At 54.5% G+C, this 20138-nt stretch carries 24 protein-coding genes and 1 pseudogene; 7 read left to right on the top strand and 18 right to left on the bottom strand.

The features are described 5' to 3' along the window. Positions 1–20 precede the first annotated feature (20 nt). Positions 21–854, bottom strand: coding sequence for a GPO family capsid scaffolding protein (locus tag GO007_RS16775; RefSeq protein WP_095101817.1), 834 nt, complete (start codon positions 852–854; stop codon positions 21–23). A 157-nt stretch (positions 855–1011) separates the two neighbouring features. On the opposite strand from GO007_RS16775, the gene GO007_RS16770 reads away from it, so the two are divergent. Together GO007_RS16770 and GO007_RS16765 are read left to right on the top strand one after the other, a co-directional pair. Next, positions 1012–2733 carry a terminase large subunit domain-containing protein gene (locus GO007_RS16770; protein ID WP_095101816.1) on the top strand — a complete coding sequence of 574 codons (1722 nt, stop codon included), beginning with the start codon at positions 1012–1014 and terminating at the stop codon, positions 2731–2733. Further along, on the top strand, positions 2733–3785 hold the full coding sequence (locus tag GO007_RS16765) for a phage portal protein (protein ID WP_095101815.1): 1053 nt from the start codon (positions 2733–2735) through the stop codon (positions 3783–3785). Before GO007_RS16770 ends, GO007_RS16765 begins: the two co-directional genes overlap by 1 nt. A gap of 593 nt (positions 3786–4378) precedes the next feature. Here GO007_RS16765 and GO007_RS16760 read toward each other — a convergent pair. The 15 genes and pseudogenes from GO007_RS16760 to GO007_RS16695 all read right to left on the bottom strand — a co-directional run bounded on the left by GO007_RS16760 (position 4379) and on the right by GO007_RS16695 (position 13374). Beyond that, positions 4379–5356 (bottom strand): DUF2806 domain-containing protein, encoded by a 978-nt coding sequence (locus GO007_RS16760; protein ID WP_095101814.1) that lies wholly within the window; start codon positions 5354–5356, stop codon positions 4379–4381. A gap of 132 nt (positions 5357–5488) precedes the next feature. Further along, entirely contained in the window at positions 5489–5998 is a 510-nt protein-coding gene (locus tag GO007_RS16755; RefSeq protein WP_095101813.1) for a hypothetical protein, read from the bottom strand. Then, positions 5995–8622, bottom strand: a complete 2628-nt coding sequence (locus GO007_RS16750) for a replication endonuclease (protein WP_223261787.1) — start codon at positions 8620–8622, stop codon at positions 5995–5997. The genes GO007_RS16755 and GO007_RS16750 overlap by 4 nt, the downstream gene beginning before the upstream one ends. Further along, a pseudogene (locus tag GO007_RS16745) lies at positions 8615–9731 on the bottom strand (DNA cytosine methyltransferase). The gene GO007_RS16750 and the pseudogene GO007_RS16745 overlap by 8 nt, the downstream one beginning before the upstream one ends. Beyond that, positions 9707–9862: a hypothetical protein gene (locus GO007_RS29175; RefSeq protein ID WP_159174780.1), complete on the bottom strand. Its 156-nt coding sequence runs from the start codon at positions 9860–9862 to the stop codon at positions 9707–9709. The pseudogene GO007_RS16745 and the gene GO007_RS29175 overlap by 25 nt, the downstream one beginning before the upstream one ends. Beyond that, a complete protein-coding gene (locus tag GO007_RS16740; protein ID WP_095101811.1) occupies positions 9862–10131 on the bottom strand; it encodes a hypothetical protein in 270 nt (89 codons plus the stop codon). Before GO007_RS16740 ends, GO007_RS29175 begins: the two co-directional genes overlap by 1 nt. Further along, on the bottom strand, positions 10131–11084 hold the full coding sequence (locus GO007_RS16735) for a DNA adenine methylase (RefSeq protein ID WP_095101809.1): 954 nt from the start codon (positions 11082–11084) through the stop codon (positions 10131–10133). Before GO007_RS16735 ends, GO007_RS16740 begins: the two co-directional genes overlap by 1 nt. Next, entirely contained in the window at positions 11081–11272 is a 192-nt protein-coding gene (locus GO007_RS16730; RefSeq protein WP_046852159.1) for a hypothetical protein, read from the bottom strand. The genes GO007_RS16735 and GO007_RS16730 overlap by 4 nt, the downstream gene beginning before the upstream one ends. Next, entirely contained in the window at positions 11269–11496 is a 228-nt protein-coding gene (locus GO007_RS16725; protein WP_032418764.1) for a ParE family toxin-like protein, read from the bottom strand. The genes GO007_RS16730 and GO007_RS16725 overlap by 4 nt, the downstream gene beginning before the upstream one ends. A gap of 8 nt (positions 11497–11504) precedes the next feature. Beyond that, positions 11505–12050 carry a 3'-5' exoribonuclease domain-containing protein gene (locus tag GO007_RS16720; RefSeq protein WP_095101807.1) on the bottom strand — a complete coding sequence of 182 codons (546 nt, stop codon included), beginning with the start codon at positions 12048–12050 and terminating at the stop codon, positions 11505–11507. After that, complete coding sequence (locus GO007_RS16715) at positions 12043–12270, bottom strand: hypothetical protein (RefSeq protein ID WP_095101805.1); 228 nt, start codon at positions 12268–12270, stop codon at positions 12043–12045. Before GO007_RS16715 ends, GO007_RS16720 begins: the two co-directional genes overlap by 8 nt. 68 nt (positions 12271–12338) lie before the next feature. After that, entirely contained in the window at positions 12339–12611 is a 273-nt protein-coding gene (locus GO007_RS16710; protein ID WP_095102276.1) for a hypothetical protein, read from the bottom strand. A gap of 2 nt (positions 12612–12613) precedes the next feature. After that, complete coding sequence (locus GO007_RS16705) at positions 12614–12853, bottom strand: DUF4754 family protein (RefSeq protein WP_095101803.1); 240 nt, start codon at positions 12851–12853, stop codon at positions 12614–12616. A gap of 12 nt (positions 12854–12865) precedes the next feature. After that, positions 12866–13096 carry a DUF4761 family protein gene (locus GO007_RS16700; RefSeq protein ID WP_143350184.1) on the bottom strand — a complete coding sequence of 77 codons (231 nt, stop codon included), beginning with the start codon at positions 13094–13096 and terminating at the stop codon, positions 12866–12868. An 11-nt stretch (positions 13097–13107) separates the two neighbouring features. Next, entirely contained in the window at positions 13108–13374 is a 267-nt protein-coding gene (locus GO007_RS16695; RefSeq protein ID WP_032737939.1) for a hypothetical protein, read from the bottom strand. A gap of 81 nt (positions 13375–13455) precedes the next feature. On the opposite strand from GO007_RS16695, the gene GO007_RS16690 reads away from it, so the two are divergent. The 4 genes from GO007_RS16690 (at position 13456) to GO007_RS16675 (ending at position 15710) form a co-directional block, all read left to right on the top strand. Next, complete coding sequence (locus GO007_RS16690) at positions 13456–13755, top strand: helix-turn-helix transcriptional regulator (RefSeq protein ID WP_095101801.1); 300 nt, start codon at positions 13456–13458, stop codon at positions 13753–13755. Between the two features lie 94 nt (positions 13756–13849). Next, positions 13850–14788: a phage integrase gene (locus tag GO007_RS16685; RefSeq protein WP_157349247.1), complete on the top strand. Its 939-nt coding sequence runs from the start codon at positions 13850–13852 to the stop codon at positions 14786–14788. A gap of 3 nt (positions 14789–14791) precedes the next feature. After that, complete coding sequence (locus GO007_RS16680; protein ID WP_095101797.1) at positions 14792–15265, top strand: hypothetical protein; 474 nt, start codon at positions 14792–14794, stop codon at positions 15263–15265. Further along, entirely contained in the window at positions 15258–15710 is a 453-nt protein-coding gene (locus GO007_RS16675) for a hypothetical protein (RefSeq protein WP_095101795.1), read from the top strand. Before GO007_RS16680 ends, GO007_RS16675 begins: the two co-directional genes overlap by 8 nt. A gap of 142 nt (positions 15711–15852) precedes the next feature. Here GO007_RS16675 and dadX read toward each other — a convergent pair whose 3' ends face one another. Both dadX and GO007_RS16665 read right to left on the bottom strand, forming a co-directional pair. After that, positions 15853–16923 (bottom strand): catabolic alanine racemase DadX, encoded by a 1071-nt coding sequence (dadX, locus tag GO007_RS16670; RefSeq protein WP_095101793.1) that lies wholly within the window; start codon positions 16921–16923, stop codon positions 15853–15855. A 9-nt stretch (positions 16924–16932) separates the two neighbouring features. Further along, positions 16933–18231, bottom strand: coding sequence for a D-amino acid dehydrogenase (locus GO007_RS16665; RefSeq protein ID WP_095101791.1), 1299 nt, complete (start codon positions 18229–18231; stop codon positions 16933–16935). A gap of 321 nt (positions 18232–18552) precedes the next feature. Between GO007_RS16665 and GO007_RS16660 the strand changes: the two genes are divergently transcribed. After that, positions 18553–20085 carry a SpoVR family protein gene (locus GO007_RS16660; protein WP_095101789.1) on the top strand — a complete coding sequence of 511 codons (1533 nt, stop codon included), beginning with the start codon at positions 18553–18555 and terminating at the stop codon, positions 20083–20085. The last annotated feature ends 53 nt before the right edge of the window (positions 20086–20138 follow it).

Genomic DNA, 20138 nt, shown 5'->3' with positions numbered 1-20138 from the left:
GGTTTCTCTCGTTATGGATATCAGTAGTCAGCGAGCTGCGCGTTAGCACCGCCGTTTGCTGGCTGGCGCTGGCTGAAGTTGCCGTCCGTCCCTTCAAGCTGCTGACGCAGTGCGGCAAGGTCAGTGGTCAGCTTCTGGATGGCGGCCTTGTCCTGCTGGCGCTCCTGTTCGGAGGTGCTGAACTGCTCGCCAAGATCAACCTGAGACTGCGCCACGACCTCAACAGCCTGATGCACCTGGCTAAAACGCTGATCGTCGGTTTTCTGACCCTTGCCGAGAATGCCCATCACGCGGGAGAACCATTCCTTACCTGAATCATTACGGCTCTGATTTTCCTGCATCAGTTCGGCCTCAAAAGAAGCGGTAAACAAGGTGACTTCTGCATCCTGCGAACTGAAACGCATGATCTCGGCGCGCTTTTCAGCGGTGAATTTCAGCTTATCGGTACCCAGGCTTGCCGGGGTGTCGGTCATCGCCAGCCCCATAAGGTACGGGCCTTTCGTCAGTGGGAAGCTAGGGTGTATTTCGGTGCTGGAATAGACCTTCTTGCCGTCGGCCAGCATGTCCTTCATGCGTTGAGTGGGCTCAATCTCTGCAAAGAGATGCGCCTCCCCGGTCAGAGGGCCTTCGTTGATATCCTCAGCGGACAGAGCAACAACATCCCCCATAGCGCTAAATACACTGTCAGGGAACGGGGAAAGATAGTGCTCAATGTTGACGCGCGCGCCATAGACTGCCGGGTTGTACGCTGCCGCCATCGCATGAAGCTGTGCGCGGGTGACATTGCGGCCATCGACCGTTGTTCCGGACGTCATGACCTTAAATTTCTTGCGGGTGGTTGCCTGATTAGCCATGTTCTTTTGCTCATCTGGTTGAGTTCCCGGTGATGATGGCAGGCGGTGCCGCACGCGCTCAACGCGTTGTTGTTGTGAGGGAACTGTGACAACCAAAAGCGGGCGAAAGGGCACGCGCGCGCGGGTTAATCTCCCCGGCAGGAAGCGAGGAGGACAAATGGCGATTGAAGAAGCATTCATCATGCAGCGGGCGCGGCAGCTCTACTGGCAGGGATACCCGCCGGCGGAAATCGCGCGCCTGATGGGTATCAATCAGAACACGATTTACTCATGGAAAAAACGTGACGAATGGGACACCACGCCACCGATCCAGCGCGTCACGACGTCCATTGATGCGCGACTGATCCAGCTCACCAGTAAGGACACAAAGACCGGTGGCGACTTCAAGGAAATTGACCTGCTGACGCGACAGCTCAAAAAGCTGGATAACGGCACACCAATGGCGCAGCCGAAGAAGAAGATCCGCAAGAAACAGAACTTCTTTTCCGAGACGCAGATCTCCGCGCTGCGGGCCAATATCATCGACTCGCTGCACTGGCATCAGAAAACCTGGTATGAGAACCATCACCACCGTAACCGGGCGATCCTGAAAAGCCGACAGGTTGGTGCGACCTGGTACTTTGCCCGCGAAGCGTTGCTGCGTGCGCTGTCTGATGACGTGAAGTACAAGCATCAGCTCAACCAGATATTCCTGTCGGCCAGTCGTCGCCAGGCGTACCAGTTTCGCAGCTTCATTCGCGCCGCTGCCGCCGAGGTAGACGTGGAACTTAAAGGGGGTGACATGATCCAGCTGTTTAACGGCGCGGAACTGCACTTCCTCGGTACCTCTGCGGCAACTGCGCAGTCCTATACCGGCAATCTGTACTTTGACGAATTTTTCTGGGTCGGGCAGTTTGCCAACCTGAAGAAAGTGGCCGGCGCAATGGCGACCCTGAAGGGATTGACGCGTACCTACTTCTCGACACCGTCAGCGGAGAGTCACGAGGCGTACCCTTTCTGGTCGGGTGAAGCCTTCAACAAAGGCCGCAGCCACGGTAAGCGCGTGGAGTTCGACACGTCCTGGAAGACGCTTAACAGTGGGTTGATGTGCCCGGACAAAATCTGGCGCCAGATCGTCACGTTGCAGGATGCGGTCGATAACGGTTGGGATCTGACTGACATTGACGAAATCCGCGAGGAAAACAGCCCGGAAGAGTACGACAACCTCTACGCCTGCACCTTCATCAAGAACGGTGAAACCGCCTTTGACTACAACATACTGCTGAGCTGCGGCGCAGACGGTTACGACGAGTGGCCGGACTGGAAACCTTACGCCATGCGGCCAATGGCCGATCGCCCGGTATGGATTGGCTACGACCCCAACGGCTCCAGCGGCAAAGGCGACAGCGGGGCCATCTCTGTTAACGCGGCGCCACTGATCCCCGGCGGCAAGTTCCGCACTATCGAGACCATTCGCGTGCGCGGCATGGAGTTTGAGGCGCAGGCCGCCATGATCATTAACATGCTCACGCGCTACAACGTGCAGCACATCGGCATCGACGGCAGCGGCATTGGCGAGGCGGTTTACCAGCTCGTGAAGAAGCGCTTTCCGGCGGCGGTGTGCTACCAATTCTCGCCAGCCAGTAAACGCATGCTGGTACTGAAAATGCTGCAACTGATTCGCGCCGGCCGCTGGGAGTATGACCGCGGAGAATATGATCTAATCACCGCTTTCTGCGCCGTACGCAAGGTGGTCACGCCCGGCGGCGTCATCACTTACGACACCGACCGCGCCCGTGGTGTGAGTCACGGCGATCTCGCCTGGGCGACCATGCTCGCCACCGTTAACGAGCCGCTGGGCCAGGAAGGCGGCAACACTATGACTGTTATGGAGTACTGATGAGCAGACGAAAATCCCCGCGCGGCAGGCAGTATGCCAGAGAGCAAGCAGACCTCGCCGACGCGCTGAAGTCAGCCCCCGGCCTGAGCGCGTTCACGTTCGACGGCCCGTGGCCCGTGACCGGTGCTCATGACCTGCTGGATAACATGTACTGCGCCAACAATGGCCGGTACTACGAGACGCCGATTAGCTGGTACGGGCTGGCCCGCCAGTTCGGCTATGCGAGCTGGCACCAGTCGGCGCTGTTCTTCAAACGTAACGTGCTGGCCGGGTGCTTCATCCCGCACAAGCTGCTGTCGCGCCAGGCGTTCTCGGCCTTTGCGCTCGACTGGTTTGTATTCGGCAATGCGTACCTTGAGATGCGGCGCAACCGCCTGCATGGGCCAATGGGTTTTCGTAACTCGCTGGCGAAGTACACCCGGCGAGGTTCTGACCTCGACACCTACTGGTTTATTCAGTCCGGGCTTGACGATCACCCGTTCGAAACCAGTTCGGTGTGTCATGTGATCAACCCCGACATTCACCAGGAGATCTACGGCATGCCGGAGTATTTCGCCGGCCTGCTGTCGGCTAACCTGTCTCACTCGGCCGACAAGTTCCGCAAGCTCTACTACGACAACGGATCGCATGCGGGTTGTATTGTCTACGTCAGCAGCGCAGTGGCTGACGGGGAAAGTCTGGAGAACCTGAAGAAGACATTGACCGATACCCGGCGCGGCGGGGCATTTAAAAACATTCTGCTGAGTGCGCCCGGCGTCGGCAAAGACGCCGTGCAGATCCTGCCGTTCAGCCAGATATCGGCGAAGGATGAGTTTGTCGGCGTGAAGTCCTCCACCCGCGACGACATGCTTGCAGCTCACCGCGTGCCGCCGCAACTGATGGGTGCCATCCCGGAAGGCAACGGATCGTTCGGCGACGTCGAGAAGGCGGCGAGGGTATTCGCGGTCAACGAACTGACGCCGGTGATGGAAGCGATGAAGCATGTTAACGACTGGCTCGGCGAAGAGGTGATCCGCTTCAACCCTTACGCCCTGCTGGAAACCCCGAAGTAATTTGAAGGTACCGCACTGCCATTTCCGGCGGTGTGGTACCGACCAGCACCACCACCATTCCCGGCCATGTCGGCCAACCTGCAACACTTCAATGTCATATCACCAACCAGACGCAGCCAGCGCCACTCTGGCGGGCTTTTGCCTGCCCGCTCGCCGGATGCACCGCGAAAGTGCGCGCCCGGCAGGCGGCTTTTGGCGAGGTATACCGACCCCTTCCCTACCCCCAAAGCGCGCGATTGCTCCCCCGCCTCGCCTGCGCGCTAAACATGCGTCTTTTTGTGCACTTTGTGCAAACCGCCCAGGTCCCGCCAGTGCTGGCGCTGTGAGGCAAAAACGACGTTTCAAAAATTGTGCAAATTTGTGCAACATTTTGCATTCATTAAATCCTAAAAAAAGCCCGCGTTTTGGCGGGCTGGAAATCAAGACTTCAGTGGTTTGGTAACCTAATAAAACCACGCTGACATTATCAGTATGGCTGCGCAAATTTAATGATACTTATCATAATTTTCAATGACATGTCCGAATTGGTATTCCAAAGGGCTGGGCGTGTTTCTAACCTGTGTTTTATGTAATTCACGAAAGAAATTATCATTTCATTTTTCAACTTTACCTAAGTGCTGATAGGTTCCGTTTTTTGTTCGCTTAAAAATATCTATTTTAACAACATTCTGTGCACTTAACTGGCTAGAGTGTAGAAGGTAGAGGCAATAATCTTTAACCTGCTTATCTAAGTCTATATTAGACTGAGCTATGCGAAGCAGTAAGGAGCCTGTAGATGTCAAGTTTTTTATTTTAACCGATACCACTCTACGCTTATCCACACCTAATATATATTCTTCATTAGCACCCCATGTGTGTATATTTAGATTAAAATCTTTGTTAAATAAAAAGAGATCTGTAATTATAAAATTTGAAGCTGCTTCAGGCCTTACAATACCTAAATCCATCATTTCATTGATATCATCGACACTTACATCTGATGCAAAGGATCTGATATCATCATTGTTTTCGGAAAAAATAAGTTTTCCTCCAGCCGTGTACTTAGAAAGGATCTCCAAACTTTGCAGTTGTCTTTTTTCCATTGTCGATAAAATATTCATTGTCCTCAATGATATTGAACCACCGGCTTGAATTTCAGAAGCAAGAACCCTTCCCCATAAAGAACGAACTTCATCTTCCGACACCTTAGAAGCATGGTTGTACCAGTGATGAAAAAAAGTCTCCGACAATGGTTCCTCGTCTACAACTGGATTTTCATTTTGCAACGTATGAATTGCATGATTCAGGGCCTCTCGTGCATTAGCATCCCTCATAGACAACATTGCGCCTGCAACGGTATTAGGTTCCTGAGCATCGTCCCGCAAGATGATTAAGGCACCATCACGATACTCAGCTACCCCCCCCTCAATCAAGGAAACATCCTTTAATTTCTGAGCATTACTGAGAGCTTCATGATAATCGCTATTACTTAATCTTTTTCCCAAAATCACTCGAAATAACTTGCCCAATCCTTTTGTTCCACCTTCAATGGCAGGGGTAAAGTCTGCGTTTACATTTATCTGTGGGTCCATGGCGAATCCTCCGTTTGTGATAAAAGACGTCTATTATATAGGCTTATCCGCTCACTCTTGAAATGCAAGCCCATATGATAAAATTTCGATAATTTTTGATGATGATAGCTCTCCGCCTTAATTCCAGATGGCTCATTCTTTATCACCTCCTTCAGAATTGCCATCTTCAACGTCACCTGCAGCATGGTCATTAGTGGCCGGAATTGATGTATGACCAACACATCCAGAAGCGACGGAGCCAGTCTTGCCTAGTAGTGCTAATTTTCTGGTCATTCTCTCTCGGTTCTGTAACAGCCCTTGCTGACCCTGTTCCAATCTGATATTCCGAACTACCTCCGGCAGCGGTGCATGCTTACGTTTATCCTGTAACGCAAGCGGTGTGGCTGATTCATCGTGTCCGTGATTGGTTGCAATGCCAAATAATAATACCAACCGTATGGTTGGGCGCAGACGTGAAACGCGGCACGACTCCACGATCATACACCTTTCCGTTTCGACGATATGAGTACCGCGCATGCTTTTCACCCACAGCTTATCGCCTTGCTCCGGCACAGATGGCAGATCAAGCGTTATTTCCGGACGAGCACTCTTTTTAAGTCTGATAACGATATTTTCGTTAATTTCTACACTGAACGTGGTCATAGTTTCTTCCTGGTAGCCTTTTGCCAGCGACTAAGTAACTCACTTTGCTTAGTCGCCGATGCTGGGGCGTGGTTGGCATGCTTATAAAGCCGATGCTCTACCACCAGACCCCCTTCTCTGATGGCAAATTCCATTTCGCCATACGCCAGAATGCAGCCACTTAACAACGCTCTAACCTCTCTATCGGTTAGAATGATATTACGTCTATCCAGACCCGCGATCACTTTATCAGGCATTGCCTGAGCACCCGCTCTAATGTCTGGTTGTGGTGAATTCTGATTCTGGTTAATTGATGCTGCGCCGTTCTGACGAAGCAATGCAGCTTCAGCTTTTTTCTTCTGATACTCCGCAACCGCCGCCGCGTAGTTATCTGCTCGCCGTTCAGCCTCGATCCGCAGCTGCTCGCGCCAGCGCCGCTCGGCCTCTTCCAGCGTCAGGCTCATATCTTTCGCGGCGGTAACTTTTGGCCCCCATGTCAGCGCGCTTTCGTCATCAATCGACGTGCGCAGGCCGCGCGCGGTACGCGTGAAGGCTTGATCTGAGCTTTCCCGGGCGGATTTTCTTAACCTGCTGGTGATCTCCTGCCTTTGCTGGCGTGAATATCGCCTCAAAACATCGATATTCAGCGGAAGTGCTGTCACCGAACTGTTGTCGGGCGCGGTTTTATCAGCTGGCACCGCCGTTTCTGATGGTGCTTTTTCGTCCGATCCGGCGGGCCCCGTACAGTTATTGACAGAACTCCGAGGGGCCGCTGCGCGGCCTTCTAAGGTCAAATTCTCGACCGGCGACGGCTTACGCTTCGGCACAATTTTGTATTCGGTTGTGCGGGTAAAAATGACGGATTCACGGATGGTGAGAGGGCAATAGACACCGGTTATTTTGGCGACCGTGTCACCATAATCATTGCCTTCCTCGGTGTATTCGTAACTGAGGCGAACGCGCAGGCAGTCACGAGGCACTAACGGGCCGCCCTGGGCGTTGGTGTACCCCGGCCAGTCCGCCGCGTCAGCAGCTGCGCGAGCCTCTTCGATCTCCGGATGTAGAACCAGCTCGCGGTTACCTAACCGGCGCAGCTCGCGCCAGGTGGTCACCGGGGCGCCGCCGATCTGCTGAAACTGGCGGATATTCCAGCGCGACGCCCATGCGCGCACGCGCTTCGCCATCTCTTTGACGGGTTGGCCGGATTCATCGTCTAGCTCGCCGTCCATGCCGTAACCGTCGATATTTTTAGAGATGTACTTCGCGATATAGCCCGTTGCAGAGCCAAATTTTTCATCAATCGGCGTAACGGTAAAACGGTGCTCCTGCGCGCCCGGTTCGTTACCGTCCTCTTTCAACGCATGCTTGCGGAAAATGGCCGTTGCATATTCCACCTCTTCCGGGCGCAGGAATAGCAGCAGGTGCCAGTGCGGGGTGGCGTCGTGGTGCGGCTCGGCTACACGAAAGCCGAAGGTGCGAATACCTTCTCGCCCCCATTTCGCACGGACTCGCGCCCAGACTTTGCAGAGGTATTTCTGCGTCTGGCGCGGGCCAGCGTCGCGATATTTGTCGTTGCGTTTGCCGGATTTTACGTGCGTGGAGTGATAACGAGACGGCGCGGTCAGCGTATAGAACATGCCAACCAAACCCATTTCGGTTGCCATATCCTCAAACCCACGCATGCGCACCATCAGCTCGGCGCGGGCGTTTTTGGGGTTGGACGTGCTCCCCATGACCTTGTCCAGCAAAGAGCTGCGCTCGCCAGTGTCCTGATCTTCCAACTCCATCGCCTGGAGGTATTCGAAGTTCGCTTTTTTCTGGGCTATCCATTCCTTGAAGCACGGATCGGAGCAATACGGCGACGCCACCTTACTGACGTAGCCCGCGGCGATCATGAGGTGCTCTCGCCAGCAATCATGGATCCGGCGGATTTTACCTAACCACCACTTTTCCGACTGAAGGCGCGCAACGGCGCGCAGTGCCTCTTCGGCTCCCATCTCCTCTTCGCAATACCGACCCCAGCCAGGGATCGAGATATTGAGCTTCGTCGCCTTGCTGGCGATATAGCCGTAAGCGTAGAGCGTGGAAAACTCAACATCAGCGGTTTTCCCGTACTGGAAATCAAACTCGCGCATAAACTCGCTTTTCATCAGGTTTGCGAGCTTATAGGCCAGTCGTTTCAGGCGTTTTTTGTCCGCCCAGGGCAGCAGGTGAAAATCATCACGGAGAGGCGCAAGGATCGCGGGGAGTTCGCTCTGCGGTAGGTATTGGGCGTTTACCGCGTCGACGCGGCGTAACACGTGCCGCTCAAACGTGCTGAACAGCCAGCGCACTGCCTCTTTTGGATCGTGACGCTCCAGCGATTCCAGGCGCAGAGAGAACCGCTTGCGGATAAACGCCGGTAGAGTCTGAACCCGGCGGCGCAGATAGTGAGCGCGGCCTTTGCGGTCGAATGCTTCGCGCGCGGCGCCCTCGCGCGGGCGCATGGGGGTGCGATAGACGGTATCGACCAAATCCGCATAGGCGAGCGTCTTCCGCTCGCCTTTCGGGGTGAGATACTCAATCGCAGAATCAGCAACACTATTGGGGTTAACAGCCTGCCGTTTGGCGTTCCATCTCCATACTAAAGCGGCGGAATCAGACATGATCCACCGCTGCCATGTAGGACTTTATGAACGCTGCCGCCGCTTCAATGTTGATAGCGTTTCCGTAGGTGCGCACTCTTCCCACTCGGGCGGGAATCCCATCAGCCAGCGGGAATGATCCGGGTCTAACTGGCCTCCACCATCCATCCCGGCCGTGGAGCCAATCAGCATCTCTCCAGAAGCCGTTAACCGGGCCGGGCCGCATAACGCAGCTACATCCTGAAGCCGCTTCTGAATCTTTGTTCCATTGTCGCGATACATCCGCATAGCCTCTTGCGGACATGGCGAGCGGTCGTTGCTCGTGGTCGGCGTCGGCCAGCCCGCAAGCTGCGCAGCCACATCGAGCCTGTCCGTCGATAGCTTCCCGTTGCGGATCCGTCCTCCCTGATAACCGCCTTTCCCGTCCGTTGCTGTCGGCGTCGGCCATACCGCCATTTTCACCATCTGCGTAAGGCTGCTGCCCGTCATTCCCGAGGTGATACCCGTCCCTCCGCGCACTCCATCGGTCGCGCTCGGCGTTGTCCAGCCAGCCAATAACGCAGCTGTCTGAAGGTTTACCCCCCCCCTGTCGGTTGAAATTCCCCGCACCTCTCCCATTGCTGGCGATCGGCGTCGGCCACCCAATAAGCACGGTCTCTCTGGTGCGGCGCGCCGACGCTCGCAGACGGAAACGCAGTCGCCCCGAAGGCATAGCCCAGGGCTTCCACGTCAGCTTGTACAAGGTCGATCCAGTCGTTCGCGTCAGCGCTGCCAGATTGCTCGCCAAAGACCACGACAGGGCGGCGCTGGCCGACAAGCCAATGTGCGGAGGGCCATAAGTGCCGCTCGTCAGCAAACCCAAGCCCTTTGCCTGCCTGGCTGAAAGGCTGGCAGGGGCATGATGCTGTCCATGCCGGGCGGCTGTCTGGCCATCCTGCGCGACGCAGGGCAAGCGACCATCCGCCGATCCCGGCGAAGAAATGGCACTGATTGAATCCGATAAGGTCATTGGGGGTTACATCCTCAATTGAGCGGGTATCAACGACGCCCGGCGCAATGTGGCCGGCGTCGATAAGGTTGCGCAGGTGCTGTGCTGCGTGGGGGTCTATTTCGTTGTAATAAGCAGCCACAGCGCCTCCCACACCACAGAGAAAACACGAAAGGCGAGATAGCCCATCGGGAGCCAGAACAGCAGCGAGCAGAGTGCGCAGCAGATAACAAGGTTTCGCCAGAACCGGCGGTAATTGGTTTCTTCGTTCATCAGAATGGCAACCCCTCGTCAGGTGCCTCGGAAACAAGCTTTAGCCGCACAAGCCCACCCTTCCTGATGCCCTGGTCATCGCTTCCAATGCCGGATACGCATGACCTAGAGAGCGGCATATCTGCATCAAGGATGAATGCCCTAAAATCAATCAGGGTGAAGGTGTGGTATTGCTGACTACCGGTTATGCGGTAAACCAGCGCTGTCACGATGGTGTAATCCCCTCGCTCATCGGCGGGATCTACTGCTAACCACACTGGCTCACTCATCAAAATTCCTCCGCCCCGTCGAATGCACCCGCTGCAGCCATTGCGCCGTAAGTGGAAGCACCCATCACAGGGCCGCAATCCGGGCAGCTGGCGCCACCTGAGCGGCCACAGCAATCGCACACGCGAAGAACGCCAATAACCTCACCGGCCATGTCGCGGCTTTTGGCGCTGACAGAACGGCGGACGCTGAAGGCGTGGAGGCTGAAAGCGGAGTAGATCTCGCGGGTTTCTGGGGTATCGCTGTTTGAGATAACTGAGCGGGCGCCATGCTGGCGATGAGCATCGAGCAGGGTTGCAGCCAGAGCGCGGTGATCGTCCAGTGTGAATGGCTTGCCGTAGGCGGTGAAGTTGGCGGTTTTGCTGGCCGGGATGTAGGGGGGGTCGCAGTAAATTACCGAATTCGGGCGGTTCTTCGCGATGTATGGAATGGAGGTGCGGAAATCATTGCTAAGAAAGAGTGCGTTGGTATCCCGCGCTTTTTCGCCGAATAAGCGCATTTCGGCTTCGGGGAAATATGGCTGTTTATATCGGCCAAATGGCACATTAAAATCGCCGTCCAGATTTGTACGATAAAGACCGTTGAAGCAGTGGCGATTCAGGTACAAAAAGGACGCCGCCCATAATGTCGATCGGCAATCCTCTTCTGATTCATACCATGACATGTAATTGAATCTTGCGCGCTCGGAGTAATATTTATCTGCTTTATTACCGTCCCGAAACATATTGCGGGCAACCGCTATCAGGCGCTCTGTATCATCCCTCAATACAAGAAAGAAATTGATCAGCGCGCGATTGCTGTCGCAGAGGACGTAGCGGCGGTATTCCGTGTTCATAAATACGGTGCCGCTGCCAACGAATGGCTCAATCAGGCAATCAGCTTTTGGGAGGTGCTTCAGCAGCTGCGGCATAACGCGGGTTTTGCCGCCGGCCCATTTGATCGGGGACTTAATCATTTTTTTGCCTCCATCACGGTGTATTTCTGGATTAGCGGATCAATCACAATATTCATCAGGTTAACGAGGGTCTTTGCGGCCTCCGGGCCTTCCAGCACGCCGAGCGCTGTGGCGTTTGCGAGATTGAGGGTTTTGGCCTCGTGCAGGGCGGCCAATGCACCCTGGGCGTATTCAGGTGATCGGTTCATTTGCGATATTCCTGGTTGTAGGTTTCGTGGGTCATCAGCCGCCACTGCTGGCCGCCGTTCTTACTGAGCAAGCGCCAGCGGCGACCAATGCGGATCACGAGATAGGCATGCGGCATGACGCGGGAGAAATTGCGCTGACCGCGGGCGAAGCACTTCAGGGCGGCCAGCGCCCTGTTGCAGACCGGCAGCGGTGCGCTGCAAATGACGGAGAGACGCGGATGCATGGCGGCCCTCACAGTGATTCGAGATGCGGGCTGGTTAGGCGCTGCCAGATCTCGCAAACCTGCTCGGCCTGATATACGGCGTCAGTCAGCATGTAAGTGGCCGTTGAGCGGCGCGGGTGCGGAACGTAACCGGTGGCACCCGCCAGCATAACCAGCGTATTCAAACTACAGACCCTGAGAGCGATGCGGGACACAACCAGGTTATGCCTCTTCACGGCAGAAATGAGCTGCCTTACCGCACCCTCCGATCTTGTCCAGCACCGGAGATCCGCATGTTTCGATGCGTTTTTTTCCACGAATCCGAGAAGTTCGGCCACGGCGGCTAATTCGGTGTGGGTCGCGCTAATTATCTCTACGCGCTGATCGGCGTCCCTTTTCAGCAGCCCGATCACCACTGCAGGATCGATATTTTTGACGGTGTTTAGGTCAATCGCGCGGTAGAACTGGGGCCCAAGCTGCCCGGTTGACGGTTCAAAGAAGGCGCACCCAACAGCGAACAGCTGTGAGTCGTCTTCACTGCCCAATGCCCTGACGTCAAGCATCATGTTATTCATGGTTTTTTCCCTCACTGATGGTTAGCTCGCGGGCGTTGGCCCACTGTTCGATTGATAAATAAATCTCTTCCGGGGTGGCGCTTTCCTTTTTCAGCTGGCCGATGAAAATGCGCAGCAGGCCCAGCAGGTGATCGCGCTCGCGTTTCCGTGCGTTGGCGCTTATTTCCACAAACTCTGGATCACTTATTCCGCCATCCAGTTTTATTGACGTGATCGACATGCGACCTCCTGAAAAAGGCAAAACGAATCCCCGGCAAAATGAATGCCGTTATTTTTAACGCTGGTTAATTAGTGGTTAGGGCGCGGTTTTCTTTTAGCCAGCTTGAATAACCTTTCGTGCCAGTGATACAGAAAATCAATAAAGGTCGTTCTGGCACGCTCGTGATTACCACGAATATCTTTTTCCAGCCCGTAAATAATTAAATCAATTGACGGGCTGCTTGCTGGTACGACAATGACGCAACCATTTTTCAGGTGAACAGTAAAACCCTGCTCGGCGTTATCTACTGCCTCGCGGATCAGCATTTCCTGTGCCCATGAAGTTTTCTCTTCGGTGAACATGCTCATGCGGCAATCCCCGCAAACACTGGAGGGGGTATCTCTCCATTCATGATGGTGTTGACGAATGGGCGAAGCTCGCTAAGCGTGTCATCGTCATTCAGGCAGAATGCAGCACCATAGATGTGCTGGATTCCGCTAGCCAGAACCCCGTAATGTGACTCGCGGCCTTGAGGGTTGTTCTCCAGATTGAAATAATAATCTTCCAGCATTTTATTAATCTGTTCGGCATAAAGGCGTTTCATATTCCCGCTTCCTTAATGGACAATAAAATGGTTGTTGTTAATAATCCGATCTATCGTTCTACGCGCTTCCGATAAAGCGAAGTCAATTCCAAAGGAATCACCATCTTTCATAATTTGATAACGTTTCTTCCCTACCCTGCGTGGTAATACGCGGATGGTAAAACCGCAACAAATTCCGGCGTGCTTATTTATCCAGGTAACTTTCGGCAAGTCATCTCCCGTAATTCCGCTCCCTTTCGGCATGATCATCCCCTTTAGTTCATTGACTCAACAAAGCGTTCGGCTTTGTAACGGGCGTTCATGTAGATGGCGAGCAGGTTCACTTCCCGCTTTGCTCGCGGGCGGGCCTGGATGATCGGTAAGCGGCCATCATCTGCGCGGTGCTGAACTGCCTTCAGCGTTAAGCCGGTGCGTTTTGCATAGTCGGCCAGGGACTCAGAAACACGATCGCCGAATGGGTAATCCCCCGGCAAATCCCTGATTTCAGGTGGCGTAGTGGCTCTTCTTGCGTTTCTTGCCATGTGTTATCCTGCCTTGTTTGGGTAGTTTGGGGTTTTATTGGTTCATTTATATGAACCAACTTTAGATCATAGGAATGAACCATGTCAAGCGAGCTAAGTGAGAAACTAAAGCTGATTAGGGAAGCAGAGGATTTAAGTCAGGCAAAATTTGCCGATTTAACAGGTATTTCCATAAGCACAATTAAGAAATATGAGGTCGGGATAATGGAGCCTGGCGGAGTTACGCTGAGGAAAATTACAACTCACGAGGTCTTCAAAAAGTACACCTTGTGGCTAATGAGTGATGAAACCAATGAAGCATCCGGCCAGATAGCTCCGGCTCTCTCCCCTAATGGGCAAGACGGCACATCGAGTCGCCGAGGCGCGAAGAAGGTTGGCTAACTGCTTTAAACATAATGGAAAGATGGGGTAAGGGTGGGATCTGTCATGATAGGGGGATTTTCTGGTGAGTATTAAATCTCTTAAAGATGGCTATATGGTTGATATGCGTCCGCAGGGCCGTGAAGGCCGGCGTATACGCAAAAAATTCCCAACCAAATCCGAAGCGCAACAATATGAGCGCTGGATCCTGTCTTCTCAGCACGGGAAAGAGTGGTTGGATAGAGCCCCCGACAAGCGTCCGTTCTCCGAACTTATTGAGCTTTGGTGGCGCATCAAAGGCCAGACCATGAAATCAGGTGAAAGTACCCGCCGGAAACTGGAGCGCGTTGATGAAGCGATGGGCTTCCCCACCACTGACCGGATGAATAAGAATGCCTGGGCCGAATATCGCGGAACCCGATATGCAGCGGGCATTAAGGCTAAAACGCTCAACCGCGAACAGGAAACGCTCTCTTCTCTGTTCGGTACGCTCATTGAAACCGGGAATTATCACCACGAAAACCCCTTTAAAGGCATTTCACCGCTAAAAGTGCACGCGCATGAAATGGGCTATCTGCTGAAGTCGCAGATTAACCAGCTTTTGACTACCCTGCCCGAGCCGGAAAACCTCGCGGCGCGATTAAGTCTGGCGACCGGCGCCCGCTGGGGTGAGGTCGTTAAACTAAGGCGAACACATCTTGCTCATTCAAAGGCGATGTTCATTAACACCAAGAACAGCAAAAACAGAACCGTGCCTGTTAGTAATGCGCTGTTTGATGAGCTGTGCGAGCGGGGAACGGGCGATATTTTTGCGGACGTGGATTACGAGTTGCTGCGCCGGACGATCAAACAGGTGGCTCCGGATCTGCCGGAAGGCCAAGGGGTTCACGTTCTGCGGCATACCTTCGCCAGCCATTTCATGATGAACGGCGGCAATATTCTGACCCTGCAAAAAATACTCGGTCATTCGAACATACAGCAAACGATGGTTTACGCGCATCTTGCACCTGATTACCTTCAGGATGCAGTGCGGTTTAACCCTCTGGAGAATTAAGCTATGGATAACATAGAAATATCTGATGACGATCTAAAAAACCACCTTATCAAGCTATACCTTGAGGAAAAGTTCAACAAAAAAACGGATGAAGATTCAAAGAAAATTGTAGAAAAGCAAATGGAAAAATTAAGGCAGATCACGCCGATGCTGTTTTTCCAGTTTCTCGCCGAGAGGGGCGTCTCGGGCAAATGCGTCTCATGTGGTTCTGAAAAGCTATCAGTCCCGCAAGCATTCTCTCTGGAAGGAATTAAAGCTCCAGCGATAGAAAATGGAAAAATAAACGACGACTTGTTAAGGTCGCCTCCCTACGTTCAGTATGTTTCTTTTGACGATGTAGACCAGCCGAGGGGAATACTAAATAGCTACTATCAGATGAATTGCTTAAATTGCGGTCATCTCACACTTTACCGCGCTAGTGTTGTCCTTAAGTGGTTTGCACGTCAGGAATCAAAAGAGGCGGAAGGCAATGAGTAACGTTTCGGAACTTCCCAACCGCAGAAGTATTGATGATGTAATATGGAAGAAAGATGGGAATGGGGGCGGTGATATGTCTGACAATCTTGAAAAGCGTGTAGAAAAACTTGAAGACGGCATTTCCGTTGTCAAACTTGACCTTGTACGACTGACAGAGCGTTCAGAGCAGTTTGTCACAAAGGCTGATTTATCAGAGCTTAAGGGTGATTTGAAGTCTGAAATTATCGGTCTTAAGGGTGATATCAAAGCAAGTGTTGCAGAGATAAACCTTAATACCTTCAAAGCGATAAAAGAGTCTCAAGAGTCCACGCTCAAGGTGGTGCAGGATCGTTTCGATAAGCTTGATGAAATCGCTCGCTGGAAATGGGGCAACATTATCATCCCTATAGTGATGGGTGTATTCGGTGCTGTAGTTGCGTACCTAGTGGCAAAAGCTGGTGCCTGATTTGGGATCCACAAAGTGTCCACACCCACCGAGTTAGGGCGGGTTTTGGCGGGTAGTTTGAGGTTATCGAAATGCCGGTATTTCAGTAACCTATTGAAATACCGGCATATATGATCGGCGGAGTGAGCCGCCTCACGAGAAGTTACACGGTCACAACGGGAACGCGCGGCGCCAGGGCGCACATCAGCTCATAGCCGACGGTGCCGCTGGCGGCGGCAACATCGTCGATTTTAACCTCTTTGCCCCACAGTTCGACCGGCGCGCCGATCCCGGCCTGTGGGCAAGGCGTTAAGTCTACCGCCAGCATATCCATCGAGACGCGCCCCACCAGCGTGGTGCGCACGCCGTCAACCAGCACCGGCGTTCCAGCCGGCGCGATGCGCGGATAGCCGTCGGCATAGCCGCAGGCCACAATGCCAATCCGCTGCTCTTGCGTCGTCCGGTAGAGGCCGCCGTAGCCCACCGCCTCGCCCGCCTTCAGGTTCTGCACGGCGATAATCTCGCTGCTGAGGGTCATGACCGGCTTCAGGCCGCTGTTGGCGATGTCCTGCCACTGGCCGGACGGCGACGCGCCGTACAGCACGATCCCCGGCCTGACCCAGTCAAAATGCGCTTCCGGGTGCCACAGCGTCGCCGCCGAATTCGCCAGCGAGCGCGAGCACGCCAGCCCTTCCGCCGCCTGCTCGATGCGGCGCATCGGCTCAACGATCCCCTGCGGGTTTTCCGCGTCGGCAAAGTGCGACATCAGCGTCATCTCGCTGACGTTGCCCAGCGCCCGCAGCTGCTGCCAGACGGTATGGATACGCTCCGGCATAAAGCCCAGCCGGTTCATTCCGCTGTTGACCTTAACGTAAATATCCAGCGGAGCGTGAAGCTTCGCCTGCTGTAGCGCCTTAATTTGCCAGTTGCTGTGCACGCTGGTGGTCAGGCGATACTTATCAAACAGCGCCAGCTCGTCGGCGTGGAAGAAACCCTCAAGCAGCAGAATCGGCCCTTTCCAGCCCTGCTCGCGCAGCAGGATCGCCTCTTCAAGATTCAGCAGCGCAAAGCCATCTGCGCCGCTCAGCGCGTGCCACACGCGCGCCAGGCCGTGACCGTAGGCGTTGGCTTTAACCACCGCCCACAGCCGCGAGCCAGGAGCCGCGCGCCGGACAATCTGTAAATTCTGCCGCAAGGCCGACAAATCAATGCTGGCCAGTACCGGACGGGACATGAAGACTCCTTAGTTGTGAACGCCGTGCAGGTGCTGAGCACGCGCCGGAGTGAAGCCCGGACTATAGCGGGCGACGGCAAGGTCGTCGTACGGAATAGCCGGAGTGCGACCCGATATTAAATCGCTCAAAAGCTGTCCTGAGCCGCATGCCATGGTCCAGCCGAGGGTGCCGTGCCCGGTATTCAGCCACAGGTTTTTATACGGCGTGCGGCCGACAACCGGCGTGCCGTCCGGGGTCATCGGACGTAAACCGGTCCAGAAGGTCGCCTGCTCTACGTGGCCGCCGCGCGGGAACAGATCGCGCACCACCATCTCCAGCGTTTCGCGACGCGGCTGCAGCAGCTCTTTGTTAAAGCCGACGATCTCCGCCATCCCGCCGACGCGGATCCGCTGGTCAAAGCGGGTAATCGCAATTTTGTATGTCTCATCAAGAATAGTCGATACCGGCGCCCCGTCTTCCTCGGCGATCGGGATCGTTAGCGAGTAGCCCTTCAGCGGGTAGACCGGAATGTCCACCAGCCCTTTCAGCATCGCCGTCGAGTAGGAGCCGAAGGCCATGACGTAGGCATCGCCTTTCACAATTTCATCGCCGCATTTCACGCCGGAGATCTGCTCTCCCTCGTACAGCAGCGCATCAACCGAAGTATTAAAGCGGAAGGTGACGCCCGCCTGCTCCGCCATCGCCGCCAGGCGCGTGGTAAACAGCTGGCAGTCGCCGGTTTCATCGTTCGGCAAACGCAGACCGCCGGTCAGCTTGTGGCTCACCTCGGCTAATGCCGGTTCGACTTCCAGCAGACGTTTCGCCTCCAGCAGCTGATACGGCACGCCGGCATCTTGCAGCACGGCGATGTCGCGGGTGGCGTTCTCATACTGTTTTTCGGTACGGAAGAGCTGCAGCGTCCCACCCTGCCGTCCCTCATACTGGATGCCGGTGCTTTCGCGCAGCGCCTTCAGGCAGTCGCGGCTGTACTCCGCCAGACGCACCATGCGGCCTTTGTTTTCCATATAGTGACGGGTGTCGCAGTTGCGCAGCATCTGCCACATCCATTTGAGCTGGAACTGCGTGCCGTCAAGACCGATTGCCAGCGGCGCGTGGCGCTGGAACATCCACTTGATGGCCTTCAGCGGCACGCCGGGCGCGGCCCAGGGGGCGGCGTAGCCCGGAGAAATCTGTCCGGCGTTGGCGGCGCTGGTCTCTTCCGCCGGCCCCGGCTGACGATCGATAACCGTGACCTGATGTCCCGCCTGGCTCAAATACCACGCACTAGCTACCCCAACCACCCCACTTCCCAGTATGACGACTCGCATAGCGACTCCGTAATAGTTAAAGAACAATCATCTGATTACAAATTGATAACTCAGTTGAAAATATTATTCAACATACGCTTTATTTATGGTGACTAATCTCACACCAAACCGCACCAGCACTGACCCGGTAGATTTACTATCTCCTGCTGCGCTTCATTTTTCCTCAGAATAAAATCCCGCCAGAAAGGCTGAATCAGGCCTTTAAGATTGTGAAATCGCGAAGAAAAGAAATTGTCCGCAGGCGCAGTTTGTCGAGCCGTGTTCTATGCTTATTGGGAGGCTCTCCGTATAGAGAGAGTCACCGACAATGAGGGCGCGCTAATGGCTACGATTGATTCCATGAACAGGGACACGACTCGTTTAAGCGATGGACCCGACTGGACTTTTGAACTGCTGGAAACCTACCTCGCCGAGGTTGACCGGGTGGCGAAGCTGTATCGTCTCGACACCTATCCGCATCAGATCGAAGTCATTACTTCCGAGCAGATGATGGATGCCTACTCCAGCGTCGGCATGCCAATCAACTACCCGCACTGGTCGTTTGGTAAGAAATTTATCGAAACCGAACAGGCGTATAAGCACGGCCAGCAGGGGCTGGCCTACGAAATTGTCATCAACTCCAACCCCTGTATCGCCTATCTGATGGAGGAGAACACCATTACCATGCAGGCGCTGGTGATGGCCCACGCCTGCTACGGGCACAACTCCTTTTTCAAGAATAACTACCTGTTCCGCAGCTGGACCGATGCCAGCTCGATCATTGACTACCTGATTTTCGCCCGAAAATACATCACCGAGTGCGAGGAGCGTTACGGCGTTGATGAGGTGGAGAAGCTGCTCGACTCCTGCCACGCGCTGATGAACTACGGCGTTGACCGCTATAAACGTCCGCAGAAAATCTCGCTGCAGGAGGAGAAGGCGCGGCAGAAAAGCCGGGAGGAGTATCTGCAAAGCCAGGTGAATATGCTGTGGCGCACCCTGCCTAAGCGGGAAGAAGAGAAAGCCATCGAAACCGCGCGCCGCTATCCTTCTGAGCCGCAGGAAAACCTGCTCTACTTTATGGAGAAGAACGCCCCGCTGCTGGAGTCATGGCAGCGTGAAATCCTGCGTATCGTGCGTAAGGTGAGCCAGTATTTCTACCCGCAAAAGCAGACCCAGGTCATGAACGAGGGCTGGGCGACGTTCTGGCACTACACGATCCTCAACCACCTGTACGATGAAGGGAAAGTGACGGAACGCTTTATGCTGGAGTTTCTGCACAGCCACACCAACGTTATCTACCAGCCGCCCTACAACAGCCAGTGGTACAACGGGATTAACCCCTACGCGCTGGGCTTTGCCATGTTCCAGGATATCAAGCGCATTTGTCAGTCGCCGACCGAAGAGGACAAATACTGGTTCCCCGACATCGCCGGCTCAGACTGGCTGGAGACGCTGCATTTTGCCATGCGCGACTTCAAGGATGAGAGCTTTATCAGCCAGTTCCTGTCACCGAAAATTATGCGTGATTTCCGCTTCTTTACGGTGCTCGATGATGACCATCATAACTACCTGGAGATTTCCGCCATCCATAACGAAGAGGGGTATCGGGAGATTCGCTCCAAGCTTTCCGCCCAGTACAATCTGAGCAATCTGGAGCCGAATATTCAGGTGTGGAACGTCGACCTGCGGGGCGATCGTTCGCTGACGCTGCGCTACGTGCCGCATAACCGCGTACCGCTGGATAAGGGGCGTCGCGAGGTACTTAAGCACGTCCATCGCCTGTGGGGATTCGACATCCTGCTGGAGCAGCAAAATGCCGATGGCAGCATCGAACTGCTGGAACGCAGCCCGCCGCGGCAGAACGCGCTGTAAATCGCGGCAAACAAAACGCCCGGCATAATCGCCGGGCGTTTTTTATCTTATCG

Source organism: Klebsiella sp. 10-1, assembly GCF_009758445.1.
GTDB classification, from domain to species: Bacteria; Pseudomonadota; Gammaproteobacteria; order Enterobacterales; family Enterobacteriaceae; genus Klebsiella; species Klebsiella scottii.
The sequence above is the reverse complement of the archived record's forward strand: the minus strand, read 5'-3'. Positions and strand labels throughout refer to the sequence as shown.